Source organism: Pseudomonas sp. MWU318, from assembly GCF_016756945.1.
GTDB classification, from domain to species: Bacteria; Pseudomonadota; Gammaproteobacteria; order Pseudomonadales; family Pseudomonadaceae; genus Aquipseudomonas; species Aquipseudomonas putida_A.
In genome coordinates, this window is the sequence record NZ_JAESJL010000004.1 from 238,021 (window position 1) to 262,856 (window position 24,836).

Below are 24,836 nucleotides of genomic sequence, written 5' to 3' on the forward strand. Positions count from 1 at the left end.
AGATCGCAGCCTTCGGCAGCTCCTACAGGGAAGCGCATTCCAATGTAGGAGCTGCCGAAGGCTGCGATCTTTTGATTTACGCAGTCGCCACCGCACCATCTGGTTCAGTCACCGCCACCAACCCCTCCCTCATCCGCTGCGAATCGCGCACAAAACACCGCGCTGCCAGAAACAGAAACACCATGGTGAAAAACAGCGCCACCGGTATCAGATACATCGCATCATGCAGCCCCACAGCCTTGAACGCCTCAGTCATCTGCTCGGCCCCCGCCGAGAGCATCGCCGATTTGGCGAAATGATCGGACAAGGCCCCCACCACCACTGGCCCCAAACCGCCGCCGAGCAGGTACAGCCCGGCAAAGAACAGCGCCATCGCCGTGGCCCGCAGGCGCGGTTCGACCACGTCCTGAATCGCCGTGTACACGCAGGTGTAGAAGTTATAGGCAAACAGCCAGCCGACGCTGAACACCGCGACGAACACGCCGATCTCGACCCGTCCGGCGTGCAGCGCCCACGCGGTGCACAGGGTCGAGATGATCAGGCTGAAGCCGGCAAACAGCAGCCGGCCGTTGGCGACTCGTTGATGAATCTTGTCAGCGATCCAGCCGCCGAGGGTCAGACCGATCAACCCGGTGACGCCGACGATCACGCCGGTCGCCACCGCCGCCTCCTGCAACGGCATCAGGAAGTAGCGCTGCAGCATCGGCACCAGAAACGAGTTGCAGGCATAGGTGGCGAAGTTGAAACACAAGCCTGCCATTACCAGCCAGAGGAACGTCGGCACCGCGAGCACCCGACGGATCGGCTTGTCGACTCTGTCCTGGGACACCTGCACGGTTTCTGCCGCACCGCGTTTGGGTTCCTTGATGAAGAACATGAACACCGCGAGGATCAGCCCCGGCACTGCGGCAATAAAGAACGGCGCCCGCCAACTGTCGAACGCCTTGACCATCGCGCCGATGGTGAAGAACGCCAGCAGCAGGCCCAACGGCAGGCCGAGCATGAAGATGCCCATGGCCCGCGCCCGACGGTGCGCCGGGAACAAATCACCGATCAGCGAGTTGGCCGCCGGTGCATAACTGGCCTCGCCAATGCCGATGCCCATGCGCACCAGTAGAAAACTCCAGAAACTGCCGACCAGACCGTTGACTGCCGTCAGCGCGCTCCAGGTCGCCAGGCCCCAGCCCATCAGTTTGCTGCGCGAACCGGTATCGGCCATGCGTCCCAACGGCAGGCCGGCGATCGCATAAACCAGGGTGAACGCGGTGCCGACGATCCCCAGTTGAAAGTCGCTGAGGTGCCATTCCATACGGATCGGCTCGATGATGATCGCCGGAATGGTGCGGTCGAAGAAATTGAACAGGTTGGCAAGGAACAACAGGAACAGAATGCGCCAGGCATTCGCCGCTTGGGTCGAGTTCTGCATGGGTCCGTCTCTTTATTGTTATGAGGGCTTCACTGCCGACGCATCCGAGCCCGGAACCTGCAATCTAGACACGCCTGCCGAGGCTGTCTGTGATCATTCGTCAGCCTGATAATGAGCCATGGCACTGTAAAGAAACGTAAGCCCTTGATAACACGGCAATCCCCCGTAAACCGGGGGTTTTGCGGCAAAACCCGGCTACAAAAAAATACTTTCGCGCCCCCCTTCCCAAGTTCATGGCGAAGCCTAGAATAGCCGCCGGATCCGTCCGGATTCGCCGATCAACCCCTTTGATGCCCTCCTAATGTCCGAAGTCAGTCCGTGTCTGAATTGCGGTGCCTGCTGTTCCCATTTTCGCGTGTCTTTTTTCTGGGGTGAATGCGCCTCCTCCGGCGGTACGGTGCCCGATGAACTGGTGACGCAGATCAGTCCCAGTCGGGTGGCGATGAACGGCACCGACTGCAAATCGCCGCGGTGTACGGCGTTGGTCGGTGAGGTGGGGAGTAACGTGCAGTGCTCGATTTATGAGCAACGCTCCAGCCCCTGCCGCGAATTCGAGTCATCCTGGGAAAACGGTGAACAGAATGTCGATTGCGACAAGGCACGCGCCCGCTTCGGCTTGCCGCCTCTCGAACCGGAATGGAATCAGATCCCTTACGACCAGAGCGCCTGAGGTTTAGCGCCAATCGCTATAAGGCTCATGCCGAAATCGTTGGCGCCAATGTGCCACTACCGCTTGCATGGCAAAAACCGCCTCTATACTCCTCTCATTCGCCTGCGTTGCTGACGCAGCAGGGACGACTTCAGAGACGGGGATGCTATGGAGTGGCTTGGTTTGCAGTTTGTTACCGAGCTGCCGGAGAGCGGGCAGGTCATTCTCGATTGCACACACAATCCCTTGCTGGTGCTGGTGGCCTATCTGGTCGCCTGCGCCGCGAGTTTTGCCACCCTCGACATGGCCGAGCGGGTTGGCCACGCCGAAGATCCGGGTTCGCAACGAGTGTGGCGCTGGATCGGCGCCACCTGCCTGGCTGGCGGCATATGGGCCATGCACTTCATCGCCATGCTGGCATTTCAGGCGCCGCTGGAAATCCATTACGAATTGGCCACCACCCTGTTTTCCCTGGTGATCGCCCTGCTCGCCTCATGGCTGGCGATGCACACCTTGAGCGTGCCTCATCCCTCGCTGATGCAATACCTGAAAACCGCCATCGTCATTGGCCTGGGCATTGCCGGCATGCATTACGTCGGCATGGCGGCGATGCACTCGGTGGCCACCGCGTATTACCAGCCGCTGCTGTTCTGCCTGTCGATCGTGATTGCCATCGGCGCCAGCTTCGCCGCACTGTGGGTCGCCGGTTATCTGCGTGAAGGCAGCGGCCGTTTTCATCAGTTGCTCAAATACACCGCCGCAGTGATCCTCGGCGCCGGTATCATCAGCATGCACTTCACCGGCATGGCCGCTTTGCATCTGGTGGTGCCCGAGGGCGCAGTGCCGCCCCTGAGTGGCGAAACCAATTACCTGCAACTGGGCCTGACGGTCGCATTGATCATCCTGCTGATTCTCGGCAGCGCGATAAGCGCGGCACTCGCCGACAAGAAACTGCAGAACAAGGAGCAGGATCTGCGCCGGGTCAACGCCCTGCTCGGCCAGCTCGATCAGGCGCGGATGTCATTGCAACAAGTGGCCAATTACGACGCGCTGACCAACCTGATCAACCGCCGCGGTTTCAACCAGCTTTTCGCCGAGAAACTCAGCCAGAAAACCAGCGAGGGCGGCATGCTCGCGGTGATGTTTCTCGACATCGACCACTTCAAGCGAATCAACGACAGCCTCGGCCATGACGCCGGCGACGCCCTGCTCAAAGTCATCGCCAATCACATCAAAGGCTCGGTGCGCAGCCATGAAGACGTGGTCGCCCGCTTCGGCGGTGACGAGTTCTGCATCCTGATCAGCCTGCGTGAACGAGAGGAAGCGCGCAACATGGCGCAACGGATCATGCTGAAAATGAAAGAGCCGATCGAGCTGGCCGGCCGCCGTATGGTGATGACCACCAGCATCGGCATCAGCCTGTTCCCCGACGACGGCACCACCTGCGAAGAACTGCTCAAGCACGCGGATCTGGCGCTGTATCAATCCAAGGGCGCGGGGCGCAACGGCCTGCATTTTTTCAGTGCCAACATGAAGACCCGCGCCAGCCTCGAACTGCAACTGGAAGAAGAACTGCGCCACGCCCTGCGCGAAGAAAACGGGCTGATGCTCTACTACCAGCCGATCTTCGAACTGAAAACCGGTCGGGTGACCAAACTCGAAGCACTGATTCGCTGGCAGCATCCGGTACATGGCTTGCTGGCCCCGGATCGTTTCATTGCGATTGCCGAAACCAACGGCTTGATCGCCGAGCTGGATAACTGGGTGTTACGCCGGGCCTGCACCGACCTCGGCGAACTGACGCGCCACGGCTGCGACGAACTGAAAATCGCCTGGAACTGCTCGCCACTCAATCTTGCCCGGGAAGAACTCGCCGATGAAATCGAAAGTGCGCTGCGCACCGCAGGTGTCGCGCCGGAACGACTGGAACTGGAAGTCACCGAAAACGCGCTGATGGGCAACATCGCCAATACTTTGGTGTTGCTGCGGCAGATCCGCGCCCTCGGGGTGTCGCTGTCGATCGATGACTTCGGCACCGGCTATTCATCGCTGGCCTACCTCAAGCGCCTGCCGCTCAACACATTGAAGATCGACCGTTCCTTCATCCTCGACATCCCCAAGGCGACCGCCGACATGGAGATCGTCCAGGCGATCATCGTCATGGCCCACACCCTGCATCTGCAGGTGGTGACCGAAGGCGTGGAAAGCCTAGAGCAATACGAATTTCTTGAGCGCTCGGGCTGCGATTTCATTCAGGGCTACCTGCTGAGCCGCCCGGTGCCGCTGAACGAATTACGCCCGGTGCTGGAAGAAATCAATCAGCGCAAACACTCGCACGCGGTCAATCCGTTGAGTCTGGCGCGCGGTACATTTGTACCAGTGTCGCTGGATCCTTCTGCAAAAAGCCCTGCGCCCCATGCAGGCGCATCAATTGTGCGGCCAATCCGCTGATCGGCGTGGCCGAGCCTTGTTCGCGAGAGAATTTCACCGCGGTATCGAGATCCTTGAGCAGCGTGCGCACGTGCCATTTCACCGGTTCGAAACGGCTCTCGGCCATTTGCGGGGCGAGGATCTGCAACGGTTTCGAATCGGCAAAACCACCAGCCAGCGCCTCGGCAATCAGGCTCGCATCGACTCCGGCCTGTTCGGCCAGCGCCACTACTTCGGCGATCACCAGCGCATTGCAGGCGACGATCATCTGGTTGCAGGCCTTGGTCACTTGCCCGGCGCCGACACCGCCCATGTGCGTGACCCGTTGACCAAGGCTGAGCAGCACAGGGCGCACCCGATCCAGATCCGCTGCTGCACCGCCGACCATGATCGCCAGACTGCCGGCCTCGGCACCGACCACACCGCCGGACACCGGTGAATCGAGCCAGCTCATCCCGGTCTTGTCGGCCAATTCGGTTGCCATCTCGCGGGTAGCGGTCGGTTCGAGGCTGGAAAAGTCCACCAGCAACTGGCCGTTTTTCGCACTTTCAGCAATGCCTCCGGCGCCAAACACCACCTCGCGCACCACCGCCGTATCGGCCAGGCAGAGCATCACCACGTCGGCGTAATCGCACAGTTCGGCCGGGGTCGCTACTTGCCGGGCGCCGGCTTCGACCAGTGGCGCGCATTTGGCCGGGTTGCGGTTCCACACGGTCAGCGGGTGGCCCGCCGCCAGCAGACGACGGCACATCGGCAGGCCCATCAGGCCGATTCCGGCAAAGCCCAACGTAGGTAGCGTTGACATCATTTTGCCTCTTTTCGATTAAAGATCACTGAATAATGGCCGATTCATGAACGATCAGGAAAGGATTCCCCCGCGCGACGATCAGGCCAAGCCCCTGACGCCCGGGTCAAATACGCGCAATTAAAAGACGCGAGATCTTATTCCGTGAGGCTCGCTGACACTGGTCAGCGGACCAACCAGTCCAGGTATATGGCGCACAATGACTTCTAAAAACAATCCCGCCACTGCGGTATCCGATCTGACCCTGAGCCCTGCCGCAAACAGCCCGTCACCTTCGAAGCCATTGCCTCCCTCGCGCCCGCTGGGCACTCAGCAATATCTGTACTACACCGAAACCAACACCGATCGCATCCTCGACAACCTCGACGGTCTGCGTGATCTGGTGTTCCCGCGCCCACCGCACCTGGAAGGCGACAACGAACAGCACAACGATCAGGAATTCCCCTCGGTGTGCCTGATCGGCCTCGGTCGCTGCGGCTCGAACATCGCCCTCGACGTCGCGGAGCTGGTGTACAACGCGCGCAAGTTCTACCTCAACGAATTCAACAACGAAGACCGCGCTGCTGACCGCCGTCTGGCCGACAAGGGCTACAGCCCGGCGCAGTGGATCAAAAACAACCTGCGCATCGGCCCGAACAAGTCGAGCAAACCGGTGTTCCTCGTCGAACCGCTGGTGATGCTCGGCGACCTCGACAAGGACATCGCCGGGCGCATCCGTTTCTCGCGCAAGGGCGAGAAAAGCGGCTTCCTGCGCGACTACAGCAAAATGAAGATCATGGACTTGTCCGAAGTCCACGCCGGCGGCGCCGGTAACGCGCCGATCCTCGGCCAGTATCTGGCCAAGATCATCCTCAACAAGGACACCCAACGCTTCTCCAGCCCTGACTGGAAAATGATCCACTCGTACCTGATCGACAGCTGCGGCATCAAGGCCAACCAGTCGCGCCTGTACTTCTCGATCTTCAGTGCCGGCGGCGGTACCGGTTCGGGCATGGCTTCGGAGTTCGGCCTGGCCCAGCAGCACTCGTACATGAACAAGACGTTCGACACCAAGCCGATGGACGAGCATGACGGCAAGAGCGGGCATTCGTTCGTGTTCGAGCCGATCTTCACCAGCGGCATCTGCGTGCTGCCGAACATTTCCGACCACCGCAGTGAAATGTCCGAGGCGCTGCACATCAACGCCGGCCGCCTGCTGTGCAAATACCTGTCGGAAGAATGGGATTTCTCCTACAACTTCGCCAATGAAGACAGCAGCGAAGCCAGCGTCATGGGCCGTATCCGCCCATGGAACGCGATGATGCTGATCTCCAACGACATCATGCGTTACGCCGAAGAGAGCGATGACGGCAACATCCAGAACATTGATGTCAATGCGATGGAGAAGCACGCCAACCAGTACATCTCGCAGCAGATCTTCAACATTCTGACGGCGCAGGCGGTGACCACCGACTACGACCAGAACTACTTCCGTCGCGCCGGCATCGACATTGGCGAAACCATTCGCCTGGACGCCAACGACCTGTTCATGAGTCTGGCCGGCCCGGTGGCGATTGCCTACGCAGAATCGGTGGTGCCGGAGACCCCGCCACCGAGCAGCGACAAGTTCAAGGTGTTCGACAAAGAGCCACAGCGCCTGAACATCGACGACCTGTTCTTCCGTTCGATCGACCTGCCGCACTTCAACAAGGTCACCCAGGCCATCGAAGGCATCAGCCTGCTGCCGATCGAATCCAAGCGCTATCGCGCCTCGCTCGAGCAGTACAAGAATTCCGGCTACGACGCCGCGGCGCTGCACGACCTGCACTTCTTCAAGAACTGCTCGTCGGTGGTGTCGATCGTCTCGTTGCCCAAAGACTACAAGCTGTCGTACATGGACCTGAACCGGTTGAAGACGCACCTCAACAGCCTGTTCCCCAACACCACGCTCAAGCGTTATGCGCTGGTGATCGGTGCCTCGGCCAACCTGTCGCTGACCACCCTGATCGCCAAGAGCCCGTGCCTGTCGGACGACTTCCTGACCCTGATCGTGGCGTTCATCAAGCGCTGCTTCGCCAAGACCCCGTACCGTTTCGACGAGACTCTGGACAACTCGATCCTCGACTTCATCATTAATGAAGAGTTCGACGAAGACCGCATCGACGATCTGCTCAACGAGTTCGAGAACCCGGCGAAGATCCTCGACACCAACTGGTATGCGATCAAACCGATGTACGAGAAGAAGTACCGCGAGCTGATCAACGACAAGGACAAGTTCGTCTCGATTAACGACATTCGCCTGTCGCGCGATTGCGTGAAGAAAGCGATCAAGTACCTGCGCGAGATCTACCGTCACCGGATCGGCAAGACCAAGGTTATTTCCCTGAATAACCATACCGGGAAGACTTACTCGGTCTGATCGGAGACCGAGTCGCCCCATTCGCGAGCAGGCTCGCTCCCACAGGGAAATGCATTCCAAATGTGGGAGCGAGCCTGCTCGCGAAGAGGCCGCTCCAAACACCGCAAAACCTTCATTGCCAATATCCAGAAACAATTAAGCAGCCCTCAGGCTGCTCAATAAACTGTTCCCGTTACGTTTACGTCACCGTGAGGCCACCCACGCTTGTGGCCTTTCTCTACGGCAACATGCCATCACGCTACTCGGCTACACACTTTTTGCTGATGACTGACTGCACCATCAAGGTGCAACATCAGAAGCAACCGCCCTTTCCTGGATCAGAATCCACGGACTCACCACCACCGCCCACAGCTGCGGATCACGCTCGAAAATATCCAGCGCCCGCGTTTCAGACAGCTTGGCGACCTTGTCTTCGGTCAGCCAGGCGGCGACTTTCTGGCCATCATCCGAGGCCACGGCCTCGGCGGCGGCGATCAAATCCAGGGCCGGGTCGACCCACAATAGGGCACCCTTGGCGAAGAACGGCTCCAGCTCTTTCCAGGTAATAGATGCGGTTTCACCAAGCAGCTTGGCATAGAGGGTGCTAGGTTCTTGATTCATGGGACTGTCCGGAAAAGAAATCGACGCGAATGATAACGTCGGTGGACCGGCAGAAAAACCCGGTTGCAAATGGCTTCACCGAACGAAAAGAGCAGGAACGCCAAGGAATGCTGGTGTTTGGGATATATGCCCGCGAAAGCCCCGCCGCAATTCTGTCTTTTTCATTCAAAAATGCGACACCCCCAAGTTTTGTCCCTCGGCGCCTGCTTCCCAGGCCAACAACCGGCGCTCTACACTGTACCGGTACAGTTGCCGGGGGCATTTCCGGAGGGTATCGCAAAGATATCTGACCCGGTTCTGCTGCTACGGCGCCAGAACTCAAAAAAATTACAACAGTAAGAGTGGAGCACTATGACTAAGGCTACTAAGCAGATTTCCAAACTGTTTGCCGCTATGGTTCTGGCCGGGGTTGCCAGCCATTCGTTCGCCGCTGACACCATCAAGATCGGTATCGCCGGCCCTAAAACCGGTCCTGTAGCCCAATACGGCGACATGCAGTTCAGTGGCGCGAAAATGGCCATCGAGCAGATCAACGCCAAGGGCGGCGTCGACGGCAAGAAACTCGAAGCCGTTGAATACGATGACGCGTGCGATCCGAAACAAGCGGTAGCGGTCGCGAACAAGGTCGTCAACGACGGCGTCAAGTTCGTGGTCGGTCACCTGTGCTCCAGCTCCACTCAGCCTGCTTCGGACATCTACGAAGACGAAGGCGTCGTGATGATCACTCCGGCTGCCACCAGCCCGGACATCACCGCCCGTGGTTACAAAATGGTCTTCCGCACCATCGGTCTGGACAGCGCCCAGGGCCCTGCCGCCGGTAACTACATCGCCGACCACGTGAAGCCGAAAATCGTTGCCGTACTGCACGACAAGCAGCAATACGGTGAAGGCATCGCCACTGCAGTCAAAGCGACCCTGGAGAAGAAAGGCGTGAAAGTCGCCGTGTTCGAAGGCGTCAACGCCGGCGACAAGGACTTCTCCTCGATCATCTCCAAGCTCAAGCAAGCCAACGTCGACTTCGTCTACTACGGCGGCTACCACCCGGAGCTGGGTCTGATCTTGCGTCAATCTCAGGAAAAAGGCCTGAAAGCCAAGTTCATGGGTCCGGAAGGCGTGGGTAACGACTCCATTTCGCAGATCGCCAAGGACGCCTCCGAAGGCCTGCTGGTGACCCTGCCGAAATCCTTCGACCAGGATCCGGCCAACGTTGCCCTGGCTGATGCCTTCAAGGCGAAGAAAGAAGACCCGAGCGGCCCGTTCGTGTTCCCTTCCTACTCGGCGGTTGAAGTGATTGCCGGCGGTATCACCGCAGCCAAATCCGAAGACCCTGCCAAAGTGGCCGAAGCTATCCACGCCGGCACCTTCAAGACCCCTACCGGCGACCTGAGCTTCGACGCCAAGGGCGACCTGAAGGACTTCAAATTTGTGGTTTACGAGTGGCACTTCGGCAAACCGAAAACTGAAGTTTCGCCTCAGTAAGGCGCGCCCTGACTGACTGCCAATAAAGCCCACGGCGTGCCGTGGGCTTTGTTTTACGAATGTATGGGCCGCGCTGGCGTGATCCGCCAGTCTCCCCACCTGAAAATCTCAAAACCGTCATCAGCGGTTCGCTGGCAAAACCCGGATTCGAAGTGGATAAAGATCCACGGGGCCGGGCGGGAAAATGACTCCACCAGTGAAATGCGTATCAGGTTTTTAGGAGCGTTGTAATGCCTGACATCTATCACTTCTTCCAACAGCTGGTTAATGGCCTGACCATTGGCAGCACGTATGCCCTGATCGCCATCGGCTATACGATGGTTTACGGCATCATTGGAATGATCAACTTCGCCCACGGCGAGGTGTACATGATCGGTTCCTACGTGGCGTTCATCGCCATCGCCGGGCTGGCCATGATGGGAATCGACAACGTCCCGCTGTTGATGACCGCCGCGTTCATCGCGAGCATCGTCGTCACCAGTTCCTACGGTTACAGCATCGAACGGATCGCCTACCGCCCCCTGCGCGGCAGCAACCGTCTGATCCCGCTGATTTCCGCGATCGGTATGTCGATCTTCCTGCAGAACACGGTTCTGCTCGCGCAAGACTCCAAGGACAAATCCATCCCCAACCTGATCCCCGGCAACTTCTCCATCGGGCCAGGTGGCGCACATGAAGTGCTGATTTCCTACATGCAAATCGTGGTGTTCGTGGTGACCCTGGTCGCCATGCTCGGCCTCACGCTGTTCATCTCCCGCTCTCGCCTGGGTCGCGCCTGCCGTGCCTGCGCCGAAGACATCAAGATGGCCAACCTGCTGGGCATCAACACCAACAACATCATCGCCCTGACCTTCGTCATCGGTGCCGCGCTGGCAGCCGTTGCGGCTGTGCTGCTGAGCATGCAGTACGGCGTGATCAACCCCAACGCCGGTTTCCTCGTCGGCCTCAAGGCCTTCACCGCTGCGGTACTCGGCGGGATCGGCAGCATCCCCGGCGCCATGCTCGGCGGGCTGGTGCTTGGGGTGGCGGAAGCCTTTGGCGCCGATATCTTCGGCGACCAGTACAAGGACGTCGTGGCTTTCGGCTTGTTGGTTCTGGTGCTGTTGTTCCGTCCGACCGGCATTCTGGGCCGTCCGGAGGTTGAGAAGGTATGACTAAAAATCTTAAGCAAGCACTCTTCAGTGCGCTCTTAGTTTGGGCGGTTGCGTATCCGGTACTCGGTCTGAAACTGACCATCGTCGGCATCAACCTCGAAGTGCACGGCACCAGCCCGGCCATTCTGGCGACCATCGCCGTGTGCTCGGTGCTGATGTTCCTGCGCGTGCTGTTCAACCAGCAGATCAGCAAGGCGTGGAAATCCTCGCCGGGCCTGCCGTTGATCCCGGCCAAGGCCAGCAACTTCCTGACCCTGCCGACCACGCAACGCTACATCATCATTGCGCTGATCCTCGGTGCACTGGTGTGGCCGTTCTTCGGCTCCCGCGGAGCGGTGGACATCGCCACGCTGATCCTGATCTACGTGATGCTCGGCCTCGGTCTGAACATCGTCGTCGGTCTGGCCGGTCTGCTCGACCTGGGTTACGTCGGCTTCTACGCCGTCGGCGCCTACAGCTACGCGCTGCTGTCGCACTACTACGGCCTGAGCTTCTGGATCTGCCTGCCGATTGCCGGTCTGATGGCGGCGACGTTCGGCTTCCTGCTGGGCTTCCCGGTGTTGCGTCTGCGCGGTGACTATCTGGCGATCGTGACCCTCGGTTTCGGCGAAATCATTCGTCTGTTCCTGCGTAACCTGACCGACATCACTGGTGGCCCGAACGGCATCAGCAACATCGAGAAACCGACGTTCTTCGGCCTGACCTTCGAACGTAAAGCGGCGGAAGGCATGCAAACCTTCCACGAGTATTTCGGCCTCGAATACAACTCGATCAACAAGGTGATCTTCCTCTACCTGGTTGCCCTGTTGCTGGCGCTGGCAGCGCTGTTCATCATCAACCGCCTGCTGCGCATGCCGATCGGCCGTGCGTGGGAAGCGCTGCGTGAAGATGAAATCGCCTGCCGTGCACTGGGTCTGAATCCGACGATCATCAAGCTGTCGGCGTTCACCCTGGGTGCGAGCTTCGCCGGTTTCGCCGGTAGCTTCTTCGCTGCCCGTCAGGGTCTGGTGACGCCGGAATCGTTCACCTTCATCGAGTCGGCGATCATCCTCGCCATCGTCGTGCTGGGTGGCATGGGCTCGCAGCTGGGCGTGATTCTCGCGGCCGTGGTGATGATCCTGTTGCCGGAAATGATGCGTGAGTTCAGCGAATACCGGATGTTGATGTTCGGTGCGCTGATGGTGTTGATGATGATCTGGCGTCCACAAGGTCTGCTGCCGATGCAACGCCCACACATGGAGTTGCGAAAATGAGCCGCGAGATCCTGAAGGTTGAAAATCTGAGCATGCGCTTCGGCGGCTTGCTGGCGGTCAATGGCGTGGCCCTGACCGTCAAGGAAAAACAAGTGGTGGCGCTGATCGGGCCGAACGGCGCGGGCAAGACCACCGTGTTCAACTGCCTGACCGGTTTCTACCAGCCATCGGGCGGCAGCATCCTGCTGGACGGCGAGCCGATCCAGGGCCTGCCGGGGCACAAGATTGCCCTCAAGGGCGTGGTGCGCACCTTCCAGAACGTGCGGCTGTTCAAGGACATGACGGCGGTCGAGAACCTGTTGATCGCCCAGCACCGTCACCTGAACACCAACTTCCTGTCCGGCCTGTTCAAGACCCCGGCGTTCCGCAAGAGCGAACGCGAGGCCATGGAATACGCCGAATACTGGCTGGAAAAGGTCAATCTGAAAGAGTTCGCCAACCGTACCGCCGGCACCCTGGCCTACGGTCAGCAACGGCGTCTGGAAATCGCCCGCTGCATGATGACCCGTCCGCGGATCCTCATGCTCGACGAACCGGCCGCCGGTCTGAACCCGAAAGAGACCGAAGATCTCAAGGCGCTGATCAGCGTGCTGCGTGAAGAGCACAATGTCACCGTGCTGCTGATCGAACACGACATGAAACTGGTCATGAGCATTTCCGACCACATTGTCGTGATCAACCAGGGCACACCTCTGGCTGACGGCACGCCGGAACAGATCCGCGACAATCCTGAAGTGATCAAAGCCTACCTGGGGGAAGCGTAAATGCTGCAGTTCGAAAACGTTTCCACCTTCTACGGCAAGATCCAGGCCCTGCACAGCGTCAACGTCGAAGTCCGTCAGGGCGAGATCGTGACCCTGATCGGCGCCAACGGTGCCGGCAAGTCCACGCTGCTGATGACGCTCTGCGGTTCGCCGCAGGCGCACAGCGGCAGCATCCGCTACATGGGTGAGGAACTGGTCGGCCAGGACTCGTCGCAGATCATGCGCAAGAGCATCGCCGTGGTGCCGGAAGGTCGTCGGGTATTCGCCCGGCTGACCGTTGAAGAGAACCTGTCCATGGGCGGCTTCTTCACCGACAAGGGCGACTATCAGGAGCAGATGGACAAGGTCCTCGGCCTGTTCCCGCGCCTGAAAGAACGCTTCAACCAGCGCGGCGGCACCATGTCCGGCGGCGAACAGCAGATGCTCGCCATCGGCCGGGCGCTGATGAGCAAGCCAAAACTGCTGCTGCTCGACGAGCCGTCGCTGGGCCTGGCACCGATCATCATCCAGCAGATCTTCGACATCATCGAACAGCTGCGCAAGGACGGTGTAACGGTGTTCCTGGTCGAGCAGAACGCCAACCAGGCGCTGAAAATCGCTGACCGTGCGTACGTTCTGGAGAACGGCCGCGTGGTCATGCAAGGCACCGGCGAAGCGCTGCTGACCGACCCGAAAGTGCGCGAGGCGTACCTCGGCGGTTGAGGCTTTTCGCCCAATAAAAAACGGCCTTCGGGCCGTTTTTTTATACCTCAACACATCCCTCCTGTAGGAGCTGCCGCAGGCTCGGGCCGCGATCGGACGATCTTTTGACTTTGCCTTTTAGAAGCAAGATCAAAAGATCGTCCGATCGCGGCCCGAGCCTGCGGCAGCTCCTATAAGGACAGTGCCGTCAGTACGGGTTGCAGTACTGCGCCACAGCGGTGGCCTGATCGACATAAGGCCGGGCCGGCTCAAGGTTCCACTCAGGCTTGTTCCTCACAGGCTTGCCGTCGTAGACCGCCGCCAGATGGCAAACCATCTGCCGCCGCAACGATCCGCCATTGACGCTGTATTCGCGCCACTGCGGATCGTCCTTGTGCTTGTTGTACAGCTCGGCAAACATCCGGTCGGTCTGGTCGTCCTTGATCGCCCGACCACACGCAGTCGGTACTACCGAGAGCGACCAGGTCTTCGGTCCCAGTTTCGGATCGGGACGTTGTACCCAGGTGCTGGACTCGATGTACTTGTCGCAGAATTTCGGTTCTGTCGGCGTCGAGGTCTGGATGCACGAGAAAGAGGCCTTGCCCACCGGGGTTTTCGGGAAGTCGATCTTGATGATGTTGCGATCCTTGCCGGTCTTGGCCTTGTAATCCTTCTGATTGGCCAACGCGTCGTTCAGACCGCGCTGATCGCTGTAGAAGAACGCCAGAATCGGCAGTTCATCGGTTTTCGGGTTGCCCAGGCGTAGCTCGGTCTGGGTCTGAAACTCACGGCTATTGATGACTTTGCGCGCGCCCATGAAGTTGCGGAAGGCGTCGACCCGCTCCTTGCTGCTCATCGGATTGCGCATGTTGAAACCGCACTGCAACTGGTCCTGCTGGCGATTGTTGTTGTACTGGGTGAAATGCGCGACCCAGGCATTGGGACTGGCAATCGGCGGTTTCATGGCCTGGCAGACCGCCTCGGTCGGGGCGGTGTTCTTGTTGTCGCCACAGCCACGATCGTTGCGAAAGTCGGTCCAGGCATCGTTGGGAAACGCGCAATAGACATGCACCGGCGTCTCGGGGTCTTTCACCAGATCCCGGGGCGTAATCAGGTAGCCGTTCTGCGTGCTCATGCCAGGGTCTTCATAACTGATGCCGTCGGCCCGCATGTATGAGGCAGCAAACGTGCCCAGCTCCACGGCTTTCGGGCTGGGATTCCACACGTCCCACTTTTGCCCCTTGGCCGGATCGGCCCGGTGCGTGCCGCGCACCAGCAGCCCTGAGCAGTCAGACGCCGGGTCCTGACCGCAACTGTCGACGGTGTTGTTGTAGAGCTTTTCAACCTTCCTCAGCGTCTCGTCACATGACTCGGCGCTGGCCCATGCCGCATGCACCAACAGCGGCAACACGAGCAACGGGGCGATCCTGTTCAGACGTTTCTTCATGGCTTGCATCTCCTTGATTAGCCAACACACTCAACGCGGGACCGGGTTGCAACCCGCGGCGCGAGTCTCGCTGTCCGACAACGCCGGCCTGAACGGTTCCAGATTCCATGGCGTCTTGTTGCGGTAATTGACCAGCACGCAGCGCAGTTGCTGACGCATGCTGCCAGCGGACTTTTCGTTGTCGCGCCAGTTGCTGTCCGGCCCCTTGAGGACGAACAACTGATCGTACAGAGCGCCGACTTGCTCACCGGGCAAGGCGCGCCCCGCCGCGGTGGGCACGATGCTCAGGCTCCATTCATCCTTGCGGGTGCCGGGGTCGTAACGTTTGATCCAGTCGGCGGAGGCAATGTATTGCGGCACCGGGGCGCCACCCACCACCATTTCGTCGATCGCCTGATCGGCGGCGACGTAGCTGAAGCGCTGCTCTGCAGGCTTGGTGAAATCCAGGCGCAGGATCGGCACGCTGTAGCCCTGAGCCTGAAGTTTTTTCTGGAAATTGCGCGCGCTGTTCAGGCCGTTCTCCGGTTTCGGCGGCGCCTGATCACCGCGGGTCGCAAAATTCTGCGTGCTGTTGACGTTGTAGATGAAGGCATCGATGTACTTCATGTTTTCGCTGCCATCGTTGGTCGCGGTGGCGTTCTTCAACATGAACTCGTTGACCTGGGCACTGAAGGCAAAAGGATCCTTGTTAGTAGTGTTCGGGCGCGACTCGTGCACGCGGATCATCGCGTGCCAGTCGCTGGTTTTTTCCGCGTTCCACGAACATTGGCTGTACTGGATCGGCCCCTTCATCAGCCCGGTGTATTTCTGCGTCCACTGCTCGGCGGTGGTGACACCGGCCTCGGCACAGGTGCCGTATGCCAGCGCGGCATTGCGATTGTTCAGCGTGCCTTGCGCCGCGCGCGGCGGTTCGCGGCTGTCGAAGAAACCGCAGCCATACCATTTGCGCTCCGGCCCGGTACCGCCATCAAACGCATAGATGCAGGTGAAACCCTGCTCTTTGACCGGCAGCTTCAACGCCGCCGCATCGGTGGGTGTGCGCAGGATGAAACCGGCCGGATGAATCAGAATCCGCGTGCTCAGATCCTTGCGGATCCACGAGTAGGACGTCGCGCCGATCTTGATCGCATAGGGGCTGTAATCCCACGGATTGAACGGCCCGTCATTGACCATGCGCAAGGTCACGCCACTGCAGTAATACAGCCCGCGCGCAGCACCGGTATCGGGTTCCTGGCAAGCGTCCTTGAGGGTGTTGTAGTTGCTGTTGATGCGCTTGAGCGTGTCCAGCGGATCAACCTGCGTCTGCGCGTAAGCCGTGCCGAACAGCAAGGGCAGCGTGCAGGCGAGCGTAAAAGATGAAGTCGTGCGCAATAGCGCAGCGCGGACTGATCGATCCTTCGTCATGAGATACCGTCCTGGTAAATCGGCCTGTGACAGAGGCCGTTGCAAATGACTATAGACGCGGAACCGAAGAAATCCTGTGTAGGAGCTGCCGCAGGCTGCGATCTTTTGATCTGGCTTTTGAATATAAAATCAAAGTCAAAAGATCACAGCCTGCGGCAGCTCCTACAGGGTTTTGCATTTTTTTCTGAAAAATTTCAGCCGCGCTGTAACGCATCGCCATGAGCGTTCTCTAGTGGGGTAAGCAAGCGCACTTCGCTTGTAAAACCCAAGCTCAAATCTGGAGAAACATCATGACTGCTACCACTCGCACCCTGTCCGCCGCTGCACTGGTTCTGGCTCTTGGTTCCGCCCTGAGCATGACTGCCGTTTCCAGCGCCAATGCCGCCGACAACAGCAACATGGAAAAATGCTTCGGTGTGGCCATGAAGGGTCACAACGATTGCGCGGCAGGCGCGGGCACTACCTGTGCCGGCACAGCGAAGATGGACTACCAGGCCAACTCGTGGAAATTCGTGCCAAAAGGCACCTGCACCACTACCGAGAGCAAGACCTCGCCGACCGGTTTCGGTCAGATGGAAGCCTATAAAGCCAAGTCCTGATCCATTGCCTGCCCGAGTGACGCTCATGTTCACCACCAACGAACCTGTCCCACCGCGCACTCGGGCAGCCCTCTGCGGGCTCCCGCCCCGCGCGGGGCTGGGGCTCAAGACCGGGCACTTGCGTGAAGTGCTCGGCACCCGACCAGACATCGGTTTCTTTGAAGTCCACGCCGAAAACTACATGGTCGACGGCGGTCCGTTTCATCATTTTCTCGGCTTGATCCGCGAGCAGTATCCGCTGTCGCTGCACGGCGTCGGGCTGTCGATCGGGGCCGAAGGGCCATTGAACATTCAGCACCTGCAACGCCTGCAAACACTGATCGAGCGTTATCAACCGCAAGCCTTTTCCGAACACCTGGCCTGGTCGAGCCACGGCCCGGTGTTCCTCAATGACCTGCTGCCGCTGGCGTATGACACGCCGACGCTGAACCGCGTCTGCGAACACATCGATCAAGTGCAGAACAGCCTCAAGCGGCCGATGCTGCTGGAGAATCCAGCGACCTATCTCGGTTTCGAGCGCTCGACCATCGACGAGCCGGCGTTCATCACCGAGGTCATCCGTCGCAGCGGCTGCGGTCTGCTGCTCGACGTCAACAACGTCTACGTCTCGTGCATCAATCATCAACGCGATCCACTGACCTACCTCGAGGCGCTGCCGTTGCACGCGGTTGGCGAGATTCATCTGGCCGGGTTCGCCGAGGATGCCGACAGCCTCGGCGACCGCTTGCTGATCGATGATCACGGCGCGCCGATTGATGACGCGGTCTGGGCGCTATACCGACAGGCGCTCGAACGCGTTGGCCCGGTGGCAACCTTGATCGAACGGGACAATCAGGTTCCGGCGTTCAATGTGCTGCTGGCCGAGGCGCAGCAGGCCGAAGCGTTGTTGCTGCACGCTGGGAGTCGGCCATGAGCACGCAAGCCGACTTCAGCGCCGCCCTGCTCGACACTCGCCTGCCCTGCCCCGCCGGCCTGTGCAGCGCCAACGGTGCCGATCCTGCCAGCCGATTCCTGATGTATCGCAATAACGTGCAAGGTTCGTTGATCAACGCGCTGGCCGACAGTTATCCGGTGGTGCAGCAATTGGTCGGCGAGGAATTCTTCCGTGGCATGGCCGGCATATTCATCCAGCAGCAGCCGCCGCACAGTCCGTTGATGAGCCGTTACGGCGACGGTCTGGCGGACTTCATTGACGCATTCGAACCGGCGGCCGAGGTGCCGTATCTGGCCGATGTCGCACGGCTCGAACGCTTGCGCACCCGCGCTTATCACGCCGCCGATGCCGCGACGGTCAGTGCGCAACAGATCAGCGCTGCACTGGCCGATCCGCAAACACTCGCCGAACTGGACATCACCCTGCATCCCTCGCTGCACCTGCTCGATTCGGCTTACGCGGTGGTTTCGATCTGGGCGGCGCATCAAGGAGACGCGACGCTCGCGGGCATCGACATCCATCAAGGGCAACACGCACTGGTGCTGCGCAACGGTCTGGAGGTCGAGGTGTTTGCCCTCGATCACGGCGCCAGCGTATTCATCCGCCATCTGCTCCATCACCGACCGCTGCTGCAAGCCGCGCAAGACAGTCCACCTTTCGATCTGCCGCAGACGCTCGCCCTGCTGATCGGCCACAACGCCATCATCGACCTGAACACCAAGGTATCGCCATGAACAACCTCATCATTCGCGCCATCGGATTAATGGAAAAAATCCCCCACAGCCTGATCGCCTTCATCGCGCGATTCTCGATTGCCGCGGTGTTCTGGAAGTCCGGGCAGACCAAGGTCGAGGGGCTGGCCATCGATTTGATCGACGGCACCTTGCAACTCGGCTGGCCACGCTTGGCGGACTCGACGATTCCGTTGTTCCAGAGCGAATACCACGTACCGCTGCTGTCACCGGAAATCGCCGCGCACATGGCGGCGTTTGCCGAACACTTCTTTCCGGTGCTGATATTGATCGGCTTCGCCACGAGGTTTTCAGCGCTGGCGCTACTGGGCATGACGCTGGTCATCGAGGTGTTTGTCTACCCCGATGCCTACCCGACCCATGGCACCTGGGCGGCAGTGTTGCTGTACCTGATGGCGACCGGGCCGGGCAGATTGTCGATTGATCACCTGATCGCCAGGTACTGCAAACGCTGATGTCTCTGGTGTCCCTGATGTCTCTGACGTCTCTGATATCTCTGTAGGAGCTGCCGAAGGCTGCGATCTTTTGATTTTCAAGATCAAAAGATCGCAGCCTTCGGCAGCTCCTACACGGGTATCACAGGTATCACAGGTTTCACGGACATCACGGACATCACGGACATCACGGACATCACGGACATCAGGGATATCACAGGCATCGTTGTCAATGCGCCAGGCGATCCAACGCCTCGCCGCTGCGTTTGAACCAGCCAATCAGATAATCCGCCAGCACTTGCGTGCGCTTGGGCAAACCGCCCTGGTACGGGTGCACCAGATACATCGGCATCCGCCGCGTCTGAAAATCGCGCAGCAGCCAGCGCAACCGGCCATCAGCCAACTCCGTTTGCAGCAGATACGACGGCAACCGTGCGATGCCGGCGCCGGCCAGTGCGGCTTTCTTCAGCAGGTTGTAATGGTTGCTGGCGAACGGCCCCGACACCCGCACCCGCAGCAATTCGTGCTGCTGGTGATACAGCCATTCCTCGCGGCCACTGTAGTGGCTGTTGAGCAGGCAGCGGTGTTCGGCCAGCTCCTGCGGTGTCAGCGGTTCGCCGAACTGCTCTAGATACGCCGGGCTGGCGCAAGTCATTTCCTGCCACGCCAGCAATGGTTTGGCCACCAGCCGTTCACCATTGGCCACTTCGGTGCGAATCGCCAGATCGAAGCCATCCCGCGACAGGTCGCGATAGTGGTTGTTCAGCTCCAACTCGATCTGCACCTCGGGGTATTGCTGCGAGAACTCCAACAGCAAGCCGTCGAAAAACGTCTCTCCCAGCGACACCGGAACGGTCATCCGCACCGGGCCGGCCATGTCGTCCTTCAAGCGCGCCAATGCCTGCCGCGCGCGCTCCACCTGGACGACCAGCGCTTGCGCCTGGGGCAGCAAAGCGGCGCCGGCGGCAGTCAGGCTCAGACGGCGCGTCGTGCGCTGCAGCAGCACCACGGAAAACTGCGCTTCCAACTGACTGATGCGCTTGGACAACTGGCCCTTGCTGCAACCCAGTTGCTGCGCCGCCAAGGTAAAGCTGCCGGCCTCGATCAACACCGCGAACGCCGCCAGATCATCCATTTCGCTCATGGATTGTTTCCATTTGAAAACCAAAGGTTGCCTATTAGTGCGCTTATCCGCAGAAAAAACCACTCTAGACTGAAACCTCGTTCAACCCATTGAGGAACAGCCCATGAAGATTCTGTTGATCGGTGCCGCCGGCACCATCGGTTCGGCCGTGGATAAAGAGCTGAGCCAGCGTCACGAAGTGATTCGCATCGGTCGCAGCAGCGGCGACTTCCAGGTCGACATCAGCGACAGCGCCTCGATTCGCAAACTGTTCGAGCAGACCGGCAAGTTCGACGCGCTGATCTGCGCCGCCGGCAACGTGACCTTTGCTCCGCTCGGCGAGATGAACGCTGACAGCTTCGCCCTGGGCCTGAAAGACAAACTGATGGGCCAGGTCAACCTGTTGCTGATCGGTCGCGAATACGCCAACGACGGCGCCTCGTTCACCTTCACCACCGGCGTGCTCAGCCACGACCCGATCCGCTCCGGCGCCTCGGCGGCACTGGTCAACGGCGCCCTGGACAGCTTCGTCAAAGCCGCCGCCATCGAATTGCCGCGTGGCCTGCGCGTCAACTCGATCAGCCCGACCGTGCTGCTGGAAGCGATGGGCAGCTATGCCCCGTACTTCCGTGGCTACAAGCCGGTTCCGGCAGCCGATGTGGCATTGGCCTACGCCAAAAGTGTCGAAGGCCTGCAAACCGGTCAGACCTTTCACGTCGGTTAAAAGCAAAAAGATCGCAGCCTGCGGCAGCTCCTACACAGGAGCGTGCGTCTCCATGTAGGAGCTGCCGCAGGCTGCGATCTTTTGCATTTGATGGTCAGCCTGCGTAACGTGGCGGCACTTGTCTGGAGAGCCGAAGATGCGTGTTGCCCGTTCGTTGATCGTTGTTGCCCTGCTACCGTTGTTCGCCGCCTGCCAATTGCTCGACGGCTCGCGTGAAAGCGCGTCCCACGTCGGGCAATCCCGAATGCAGGGGCAGTTGACGGCAGCCGACGGCAAACTGGTGTTCCAGCCGTGTGGCGAACAGCGTCAGTACGTGGTCAACGACATCGGCGGCACCAGCGTGCTGCAAGAAGCCGCGACCCTCGCCGATCAGCAGGGCAAGCTGTTTGCCGATGTGCGCGGGAGGATCGCCGGCGACCGCCTCGATCTCGGTCAGTTGTATCGCGTCGAGCGTTCCGGCACCGCGTGCGATGACCCGAACTTCAAGCTGTTGATCCTGCGTGCTGCCGGCCACGGGCCCGAGTGGAACGTCAAAGTCAGCGGCAAGGGCATGGTCATCGACCGTGAAGGCCAGCCGGCGCTGGCGGTGCCTTATGTCGAGGAGCAACTGGGCGACGGCCGCTTCAACCTGAGCAGCGAAGCCAACAACCAGCGCATCGAGTTGTGGGTGGCGCCGCAGCGCTGCGTCGACAGCAGCACCGGCAGCGTGCAGCACATGAGCGCCGAGCTGCGCATCGACGGCAAGGTCGAGCGTGGTTGCGGGTATTTCGGCGGATCGCGCAACGACTGAGCGTTTTAGCCTCACCGGATCCGGCCTTTGCGGCTTATAATCGCGGCCTTCAAACGCCCTGGCGCAGTTGTGCGCCCCGCGAATCCGGATCCTCGCCATGTTACGAATCACCGAACTCAAGCTGCCAATCGACCATCCCGAAGAAGACCTGCGCGCGGCCATCGTGCAGCGCCTGGGCATCGCCAGCGATGATTTGCTCGATTTCACCTTGTTCAAGCGCAGCTACGACGCGCGCAAAAAGTCCTCCGAGCTGTGCTTCATCTACACCATCGACCTCACCGTGCGCGACGAGGCCAAGGTACTGGGCAAGTTCGCCGACGACCGTAACGTCAACGTGGCGCCGGATGTCAGCTACAAATTCGTCGGTCAGGCGCCAAGCGACCTGAGCCAGCGCCCGATCGTGGTCGGTTTCGGCCCGTGCGGGATCTTCGCCGGCCTGTTGCTGGCCCAGATGGGCTTCAAGCCGATCATCCTCGAGCGCGGTACCGAAGTGCGTCAGCGCACCAAGGACACCTGGGGCCTGTGGCGTAAAAGCGTGCTCAACCCCGAGTCCAACGTGCAGTTCGGCGAAGGCGGCGCGGGCACGTTCTCCGACGGCAAGCTGTACAGCCAGATCAAGGATCCGAAGTTCCTCGGTCGCAAAGTCCTGCACGAATTCGTCAAGGCCGGCGCGCCTGAAGAAATCCTCTACGTCAGCAAACCGCACATCGGTACGTTCCGTCTGACCGGCATGGTCGAGACCATGCGTGAAGAGATCCGCGCCCTCGGCGGCGAAGTACGCTTCCAGGAGCGCGTCACCGACGTGCTGATCGAAGACGGTCAACTGGTCGGCGTCGAACTGGCGAGCGGCGAAACCCTGCATTCGAAACACGTGGTCCTGGCCCTCGGCCACAGTGCCCGCGACACCTTCCGCATGCTTCACAGCCGTGGCGTGTTCATGGAAGCCAAGCCGTTCTCGGTGGGCTTCCGCATCGAACACCCGCAGTCGCTGATCGACCGCGCGCGCTTGGGCAAGTACGCCGGCCACCCGAAACTCGGTGCCGCCGACTACAAACTGGTGCACCACGCCAAGAACGGCCGTTCGGTCTACAGCTTCTGCATGTGCCCGGGCGGCACCGTGGTTGCAGCGACTTCCGAGCCGAATCGCGTGGTCACCAACGGCATGAGCCAGTACTCGCGTAACGAGCGCAACGCCAACTCCGGGATCGTCGTCGGCATCACCCCGGAAGTCGATTACCCGGGCGGCCCGCTGGCCGGTATCGAGTTGCAGGAGCGTCTGGAATCCCACGCGTTCATCCTCGGCGGCAGCGACTACAAAGCCCCCGCGCAACTCGTCGGCGACTTCATCAACGGCACCCCGTCCACCGAACTGGGCGAAGTCGAGCCGTCGTACAAACCGGGCGTGTCCCTGGGCGACCTGGCCCTGGCGCTGCCGGACTTCGCCATCGAAGCGATTCGTGAAGCCTTGCCGGCGTTCGAGAAGCAGATTCGCGGCTACTCGCTGCACGATGCGGTCTTGACCGGGATCGAAACCCGCACCTCGTCGCCGCTGCGCATCACGCGTAACGAGTCGCTGCAGAGCATGAACGTCAAAGGTCTGTTCCCGGCCGGTGAAGGCGCGGGTTATGCGGGCGGGATTCTGTCGGCAGGTGTCGACGGGATTCGGATTGCGGAAGCTGTGGCGCGGGATATTCTGGGGATTGAGGCTTAATTCTCAAGATCAAAAGATCGCAGCCTGCGGCAGCTCCTACAGGGGAGTACAGTCCTGTAGGAGCTGCCGCAGGCTGCGATCTTTTTGCTTTCAGATATTGGCGCGCAGCACTGTGGTTGGCAGCGGCTCACCCCGTTCGGCACTCGCCGCCACCGCCGCAATCAATCCCTCCAGCTCATAGCCCTGCGCCTTCAGCCAGGCCTGATCATAATAGGTGTCGGCATAACGCTCGCCGCCATCGCAAAGAATCGCCACGATCGACCCCGATTCCCCCGCCGCTTTCATCTGTTGCGCCGCCATCAGCGCGCCGATCAGGTTGGTGCCGCTCGACCCGCCGACATGCCGTCCCAGACGCTGCGCCAGATAATGCATGGCCGCCAGCGACAAGGCGTCGGGCACCTTGACCATCGCATCGATGACCTTCGGCAGGAACGACGCCTCGACCCGTGGCCGGCCAATGCCTTCGATCCGCGAACCGCAGTCCAGACGCAGGCTCGCGTCGCCGGTCTGGTAGTAATCGAAAAACACCGAGCGCTCGGCGTCGGCGCACAATACCCGGGTGCAATGCTGGCGATAACGCACATAACGCCCCAGGGTCGCGGTGGTGCCGCCGGTGCCGGGGCTGGAAATCAGCCAGCTCGGTTCCGGGTGTTTCTCGAAACGCATCTGCTGGAAGATCGATTCGGCGATGTTGTTGTTCGCCCGCCAGTCGGTGGCCCGCTCGGCATAGGTGAACTGGTCGATGAAGTGGCCGCCATGCTCGCGGGCCAGACGTTCGGATTCGGCGTAAATCTGCGTCGGATCTTTCACCAGATGGCTCTGGCCACCGTAGAAAGCGATCTGCGCGATCTTCTCTTTCGAGGTGGTTGCCGGCATCACCGCAATGAATGGCAAACCGAGCATGCGCGCGAAATACGCTTCGGAAATCGCCGTCGAGCCGCTGGACGCCTCGATCACCGGCGCGCCGGGTTTGAGCCAGCCGTTACACAACGCATACAAGAACAACGACCGCGCCAGACGGTGCTTGAGGCTGCCGGTGGGATGGCTCGACTCGTCCTTGAAATACAACTCGATGCCTGCAAACCCCGGCAGCGGCAAGGGGATCAGATGGGTGTCGGCGCTGCGCTGGAAGTCCGCTTCGATGATGCGGATGGCTTCGCGGGCCCACTGGCGGTTGTCGCTCATGGTCATGCTCTCGTTGAGTCGGGCAGGAGTAGCCTTGTCACAGGCTCAGTCCCCAGCATAGGAAAAAACCGGCAAGGCTCACAGATACAGCTGA

Annotated in this window: 22 protein-coding genes; 15 read left to right on the top strand and 7 right to left on the bottom strand. The window is 60.2% G+C overall.

The features are described 5' to 3' along the window. Positions 1–76: 76 nt before the first annotated feature. Positions 77–1,426 carry a spinster family MFS transporter gene (locus tag JN524_RS12100; protein ID WP_202369481.1) on the bottom strand — a complete coding sequence of 450 codons (1,350 nt, stop codon included), beginning with the start codon at positions 1,424–1,426 and terminating at the stop codon, positions 77–79. 301 nt (positions 1,427–1,727) lie between these two features. Between JN524_RS12100 and JN524_RS12105 the strand changes: the two genes are divergently transcribed. Next, a complete protein-coding gene (locus JN524_RS12105; RefSeq protein ID WP_202369482.1) occupies positions 1,728–2,096 on the top strand; it encodes a YkgJ family cysteine cluster protein in 369 nt (122 codons plus the stop codon). 147 nt (positions 2,097–2,243) lie between these two features. Then, positions 2,244–4,526: a putative bifunctional diguanylate cyclase/phosphodiesterase gene (locus JN524_RS12110; protein WP_202369483.1), complete on the top strand. Its 2,283-nt coding sequence runs from the start codon at positions 2,244–2,246 to the stop codon at positions 4,524–4,526. Here JN524_RS12110 and JN524_RS12115 read toward each other — a convergent pair. Further along, entirely contained in the window at positions 4,417–5,313 is an 897-nt protein-coding gene (locus JN524_RS12115) for an NAD(P)-dependent oxidoreductase (protein ID WP_202369484.1), read from the bottom strand. The two genes, JN524_RS12110 and JN524_RS12115, sit on opposite strands and share 110 nt — an antisense overlap. Before the next feature lie 196 nt (positions 5,314–5,509). On the opposite strand from JN524_RS12115, the gene JN524_RS12120 reads away from it, so the two are divergent. Beyond that, the gene (locus JN524_RS12120; protein WP_202369485.1) at positions 5,510–7,708 is read left to right on the top strand and encodes a hypothetical protein; all 2,199 of its coding nucleotides are present in this window, start codon (positions 5,510–5,512) and stop codon (positions 7,706–7,708) included. A 279-nt stretch (positions 7,709–7,987) separates the two neighbouring features. Here the strand turns inward: JN524_RS12120 and JN524_RS12125 are convergent, their stop codons facing one another. Further along, positions 7,988–8,308: a DUF2288 domain-containing protein gene (locus JN524_RS12125; protein ID WP_202369486.1), complete on the bottom strand. Its 321-nt coding sequence runs from the start codon at positions 8,306–8,308 to the stop codon at positions 7,988–7,990. Between the two features lie 351 nt (positions 8,309–8,659). Here JN524_RS12125 and JN524_RS12130 point away from each other — a divergent pair, with 351 nt between their 5' ends. The 5 genes from JN524_RS12130 to JN524_RS12150 all read left to right on the top strand — a co-directional run bounded on the left by JN524_RS12130 (position 8,660) and on the right by JN524_RS12150 (position 13,660). Next, entirely contained in the window at positions 8,660–9,787 is a 1,128-nt protein-coding gene (locus tag JN524_RS12130) for a branched-chain amino acid ABC transporter substrate-binding protein (RefSeq protein ID WP_202369487.1), read from the top strand. A gap of 230 nt (positions 9,788–10,017) precedes the next feature. Continuing rightward, a complete protein-coding gene (livH, locus tag JN524_RS12135; protein ID WP_027614381.1) occupies positions 10,018–10,941 on the top strand; it encodes a high-affinity branched-chain amino acid ABC transporter permease LivH in 924 nt (307 codons plus the stop codon). After that, positions 10,938–12,194 (top strand): high-affinity branched-chain amino acid ABC transporter permease LivM, encoded by a 1,257-nt coding sequence (locus JN524_RS12140; protein ID WP_096797533.1) that lies wholly within the window; start codon positions 10,938–10,940, stop codon positions 12,192–12,194. Before livH ends, JN524_RS12140 begins: the two co-directional genes overlap by 4 nt. Beyond that, positions 12,191–12,958: a high-affinity branched-chain amino acid ABC transporter ATP-binding protein LivG gene (gene livG, locus JN524_RS12145; protein ID WP_007969480.1), complete on the top strand. Its 768-nt coding sequence runs from the start codon at positions 12,191–12,193 to the stop codon at positions 12,956–12,958. Before JN524_RS12140 ends, livG begins: the two co-directional genes overlap by 4 nt. Then, the gene (locus JN524_RS12150; RefSeq protein WP_003222380.1) at positions 12,959–13,660 is read left to right on the top strand and encodes an ABC transporter ATP-binding protein; all 702 of its coding nucleotides are present in this window, start codon (positions 12,959–12,961) and stop codon (positions 13,658–13,660) included. It begins immediately after the preceding gene. Positions 13,661–13,847: 187 nt separating this feature from the next. On the opposite strand, the gene JN524_RS12155 is transcribed toward JN524_RS12150, so the two are convergent. Both JN524_RS12155 and JN524_RS12160 read right to left on the bottom strand, forming a co-directional pair. Beyond that, positions 13,848–15,086: a DUF2599 domain-containing protein gene (locus tag JN524_RS12155; RefSeq protein ID WP_202369488.1), complete on the bottom strand. Its 1,239-nt coding sequence runs from the start codon at positions 15,084–15,086 to the stop codon at positions 13,848–13,850. 30 nt (positions 15,087–15,116) lie between these two features. Then, complete coding sequence (locus JN524_RS12160; protein WP_202369489.1) at positions 15,117–16,490, bottom strand: DUF2599 domain-containing protein; 1,374 nt, start codon at positions 16,488–16,490, stop codon at positions 15,117–15,119. Between the two features lie 290 nt (positions 16,491–16,780). Here JN524_RS12160 and JN524_RS12165 point away from each other — a divergent pair, with 290 nt between their 5' ends. From JN524_RS12165 to JN524_RS12180, 4 genes are read left to right on the top strand one after another with little or no spacing between them, the layout of a single operon-like run. Further along, positions 16,781–17,089 (top strand): BufA1 family periplasmic bufferin-type metallophore, encoded by a 309-nt coding sequence (locus tag JN524_RS12165; protein WP_027614378.1) that lies wholly within the window; start codon positions 16,781–16,783, stop codon positions 17,087–17,089. Between the two features lie 25 nt (positions 17,090–17,114). Next, positions 17,115–18,002: an MNIO family bufferin maturase gene (gene bufB, locus JN524_RS12170; RefSeq protein ID WP_202369490.1), complete on the top strand. Its 888-nt coding sequence runs from the start codon at positions 17,115–17,117 to the stop codon at positions 18,000–18,002. Further along, positions 17,999–18,757, top strand: coding sequence for an HvfC/BufC N-terminal domain-containing protein (locus JN524_RS12175; protein WP_202369491.1), 759 nt, complete (start codon positions 17,999–18,001; stop codon positions 18,755–18,757). Before bufB ends, JN524_RS12175 begins: the two co-directional genes overlap by 4 nt. Beyond that, positions 18,754–19,230, top strand: a complete 477-nt coding sequence (locus JN524_RS12180; RefSeq protein WP_202369492.1) for a DoxX family protein — start codon at positions 18,754–18,756, stop codon at positions 19,228–19,230. The genes JN524_RS12175 and JN524_RS12180 overlap by 4 nt, the downstream gene beginning before the upstream one ends. A 208-nt stretch (positions 19,231–19,438) precedes the next feature. Here JN524_RS12180 and JN524_RS12185 read toward each other — a convergent pair whose 3' ends face one another. Then, positions 19,439–20,353, bottom strand: a complete 915-nt coding sequence (locus tag JN524_RS12185; RefSeq protein ID WP_202369493.1) for a LysR family transcriptional regulator — start codon at positions 20,351–20,353, stop codon at positions 19,439–19,441. Positions 20,354–20,456: 103 nt separating this feature from the next. On the opposite strand from JN524_RS12185, the gene JN524_RS12190 reads away from it, so the two are divergent. The 3 genes from JN524_RS12190 to JN524_RS12200 all read left to right on the top strand — a co-directional run bounded on the left by JN524_RS12190 (position 20,457) and on the right by JN524_RS12200 (position 23,557). Continuing rightward, positions 20,457–21,056 carry a short chain dehydrogenase gene (locus tag JN524_RS12190; protein WP_202369494.1) on the top strand — a complete coding sequence of 200 codons (600 nt, stop codon included), beginning with the start codon at positions 20,457–20,459 and terminating at the stop codon, positions 21,054–21,056. Positions 21,057–21,192: 136 nt separating this feature from the next. Beyond that, positions 21,193–21,846: a COG3650 family protein gene (locus JN524_RS12195; RefSeq protein ID WP_202369495.1), complete on the top strand. Its 654-nt coding sequence runs from the start codon at positions 21,193–21,195 to the stop codon at positions 21,844–21,846. A 97-nt stretch (positions 21,847–21,943) separates the two neighbouring features. Continuing rightward, the gene (locus JN524_RS12200; RefSeq protein WP_202369496.1) at positions 21,944–23,557 is read left to right on the top strand and encodes an NAD(P)/FAD-dependent oxidoreductase; all 1,614 of its coding nucleotides are present in this window, start codon (positions 21,944–21,946) and stop codon (positions 23,555–23,557) included. A 90-nt stretch (positions 23,558–23,647) separates the two neighbouring features. Here JN524_RS12200 and JN524_RS12205 read toward each other — a convergent pair whose 3' ends face one another. Continuing rightward, positions 23,648–24,742 carry a PLP-dependent cysteine synthase family protein gene (locus tag JN524_RS12205; RefSeq protein ID WP_414889350.1) on the bottom strand — a complete coding sequence of 365 codons (1,095 nt, stop codon included), beginning with the start codon at positions 24,740–24,742 and terminating at the stop codon, positions 23,648–23,650. Between the last annotated feature and the right edge of the window lie 94 nt (positions 24,743–24,836).

What these genes read in the sequence shown, in the direction of transcription:
- JN524_RS12100 (WP_202369481.1), bottom strand. Translation starts at nt 1,426, where the DNA reads ATGCAGAACTCGACCCAAGCGGCGAATGCCTGGCGCATTCTGTTCCTG.
- JN524_RS12105 (WP_202369482.1), top strand. Translation starts at nt 1,728, where the DNA reads ATGTCCGAAGTCAGTCCGTGTCTGAATTGCGGTGCCTGCTGTTCCCAT.
- JN524_RS12110 (WP_202369483.1), top strand. Translation starts at nt 2,244, where the DNA reads ATGGAGTGGCTTGGTTTGCAGTTTGTTACCGAGCTGCCGGAGAGCGGG.
- JN524_RS12115 (WP_202369484.1), bottom strand. Translation starts at nt 5,313, where the DNA reads ATGATGTCAACGCTACCTACGTTGGGCTTTGCCGGAATCGGCCTGATG.
- JN524_RS12120 (WP_202369485.1), top strand. Translation starts at nt 5,510, where the DNA reads ATGACTTCTAAAAACAATCCCGCCACTGCGGTATCCGATCTGACCCTG.
- JN524_RS12125 (WP_202369486.1), bottom strand. Translation starts at nt 8,308, where the DNA reads ATGAATCAAGAACCTAGCACCCTCTATGCCAAGCTGCTTGGTGAAACC.
- JN524_RS12130 (WP_202369487.1), top strand. Translation starts at nt 8,660, where the DNA reads ATGACTAAGGCTACTAAGCAGATTTCCAAACTGTTTGCCGCTATGGTT.
- livH (WP_027614381.1), top strand. Translation starts at nt 10,018, where the DNA reads ATGCCTGACATCTATCACTTCTTCCAACAGCTGGTTAATGGCCTGACC.
- JN524_RS12140 (WP_096797533.1), top strand. Translation starts at nt 10,938, where the DNA reads ATGACTAAAAATCTTAAGCAAGCACTCTTCAGTGCGCTCTTAGTTTGG.
- livG (WP_007969480.1), top strand. Translation starts at nt 12,191, where the DNA reads ATGAGCCGCGAGATCCTGAAGGTTGAAAATCTGAGCATGCGCTTCGGC.
- JN524_RS12150 (WP_003222380.1), top strand. Translation starts at nt 12,959, where the DNA reads ATGCTGCAGTTCGAAAACGTTTCCACCTTCTACGGCAAGATCCAGGCC.
- JN524_RS12155 (WP_202369488.1), bottom strand. Translation starts at nt 15,086, where the DNA reads ATGAAGAAACGTCTGAACAGGATCGCCCCGTTGCTCGTGTTGCCGCTG.
- JN524_RS12160 (WP_202369489.1), bottom strand. Translation starts at nt 16,490, where the DNA reads ATGACGAAGGATCGATCAGTCCGCGCTGCGCTATTGCGCACGACTTCA.
- JN524_RS12165 (WP_027614378.1), top strand. Translation starts at nt 16,781, where the DNA reads ATGACTGCTACCACTCGCACCCTGTCCGCCGCTGCACTGGTTCTGGCT.
- bufB (WP_202369490.1), top strand. Translation starts at nt 17,115, where the DNA reads ATGTTCACCACCAACGAACCTGTCCCACCGCGCACTCGGGCAGCCCTC.
- JN524_RS12175 (WP_202369491.1), top strand. Translation starts at nt 17,999, where the DNA reads ATGAGCACGCAAGCCGACTTCAGCGCCGCCCTGCTCGACACTCGCCTG.
- JN524_RS12180 (WP_202369492.1), top strand. Translation starts at nt 18,754, where the DNA reads ATGAACAACCTCATCATTCGCGCCATCGGATTAATGGAAAAAATCCCC.
- JN524_RS12185 (WP_202369493.1), bottom strand. Translation starts at nt 20,353, where the DNA reads ATGAGCGAAATGGATGATCTGGCGGCGTTCGCGGTGTTGATCGAGGCC.
- JN524_RS12190 (WP_202369494.1), top strand. Translation starts at nt 20,457, where the DNA reads ATGAAGATTCTGTTGATCGGTGCCGCCGGCACCATCGGTTCGGCCGTG.
- JN524_RS12195 (WP_202369495.1), top strand. Translation starts at nt 21,193, where the DNA reads ATGCGTGTTGCCCGTTCGTTGATCGTTGTTGCCCTGCTACCGTTGTTC.
- JN524_RS12200 (WP_202369496.1), top strand. Translation starts at nt 21,944, where the DNA reads ATGTTACGAATCACCGAACTCAAGCTGCCAATCGACCATCCCGAAGAA.
- JN524_RS12205 (WP_414889350.1), bottom strand. Translation starts at nt 24,742, where the DNA reads ATGAGCGACAACCGCCAGTGGGCCCGCGAAGCCATCCGCATCATCGAA.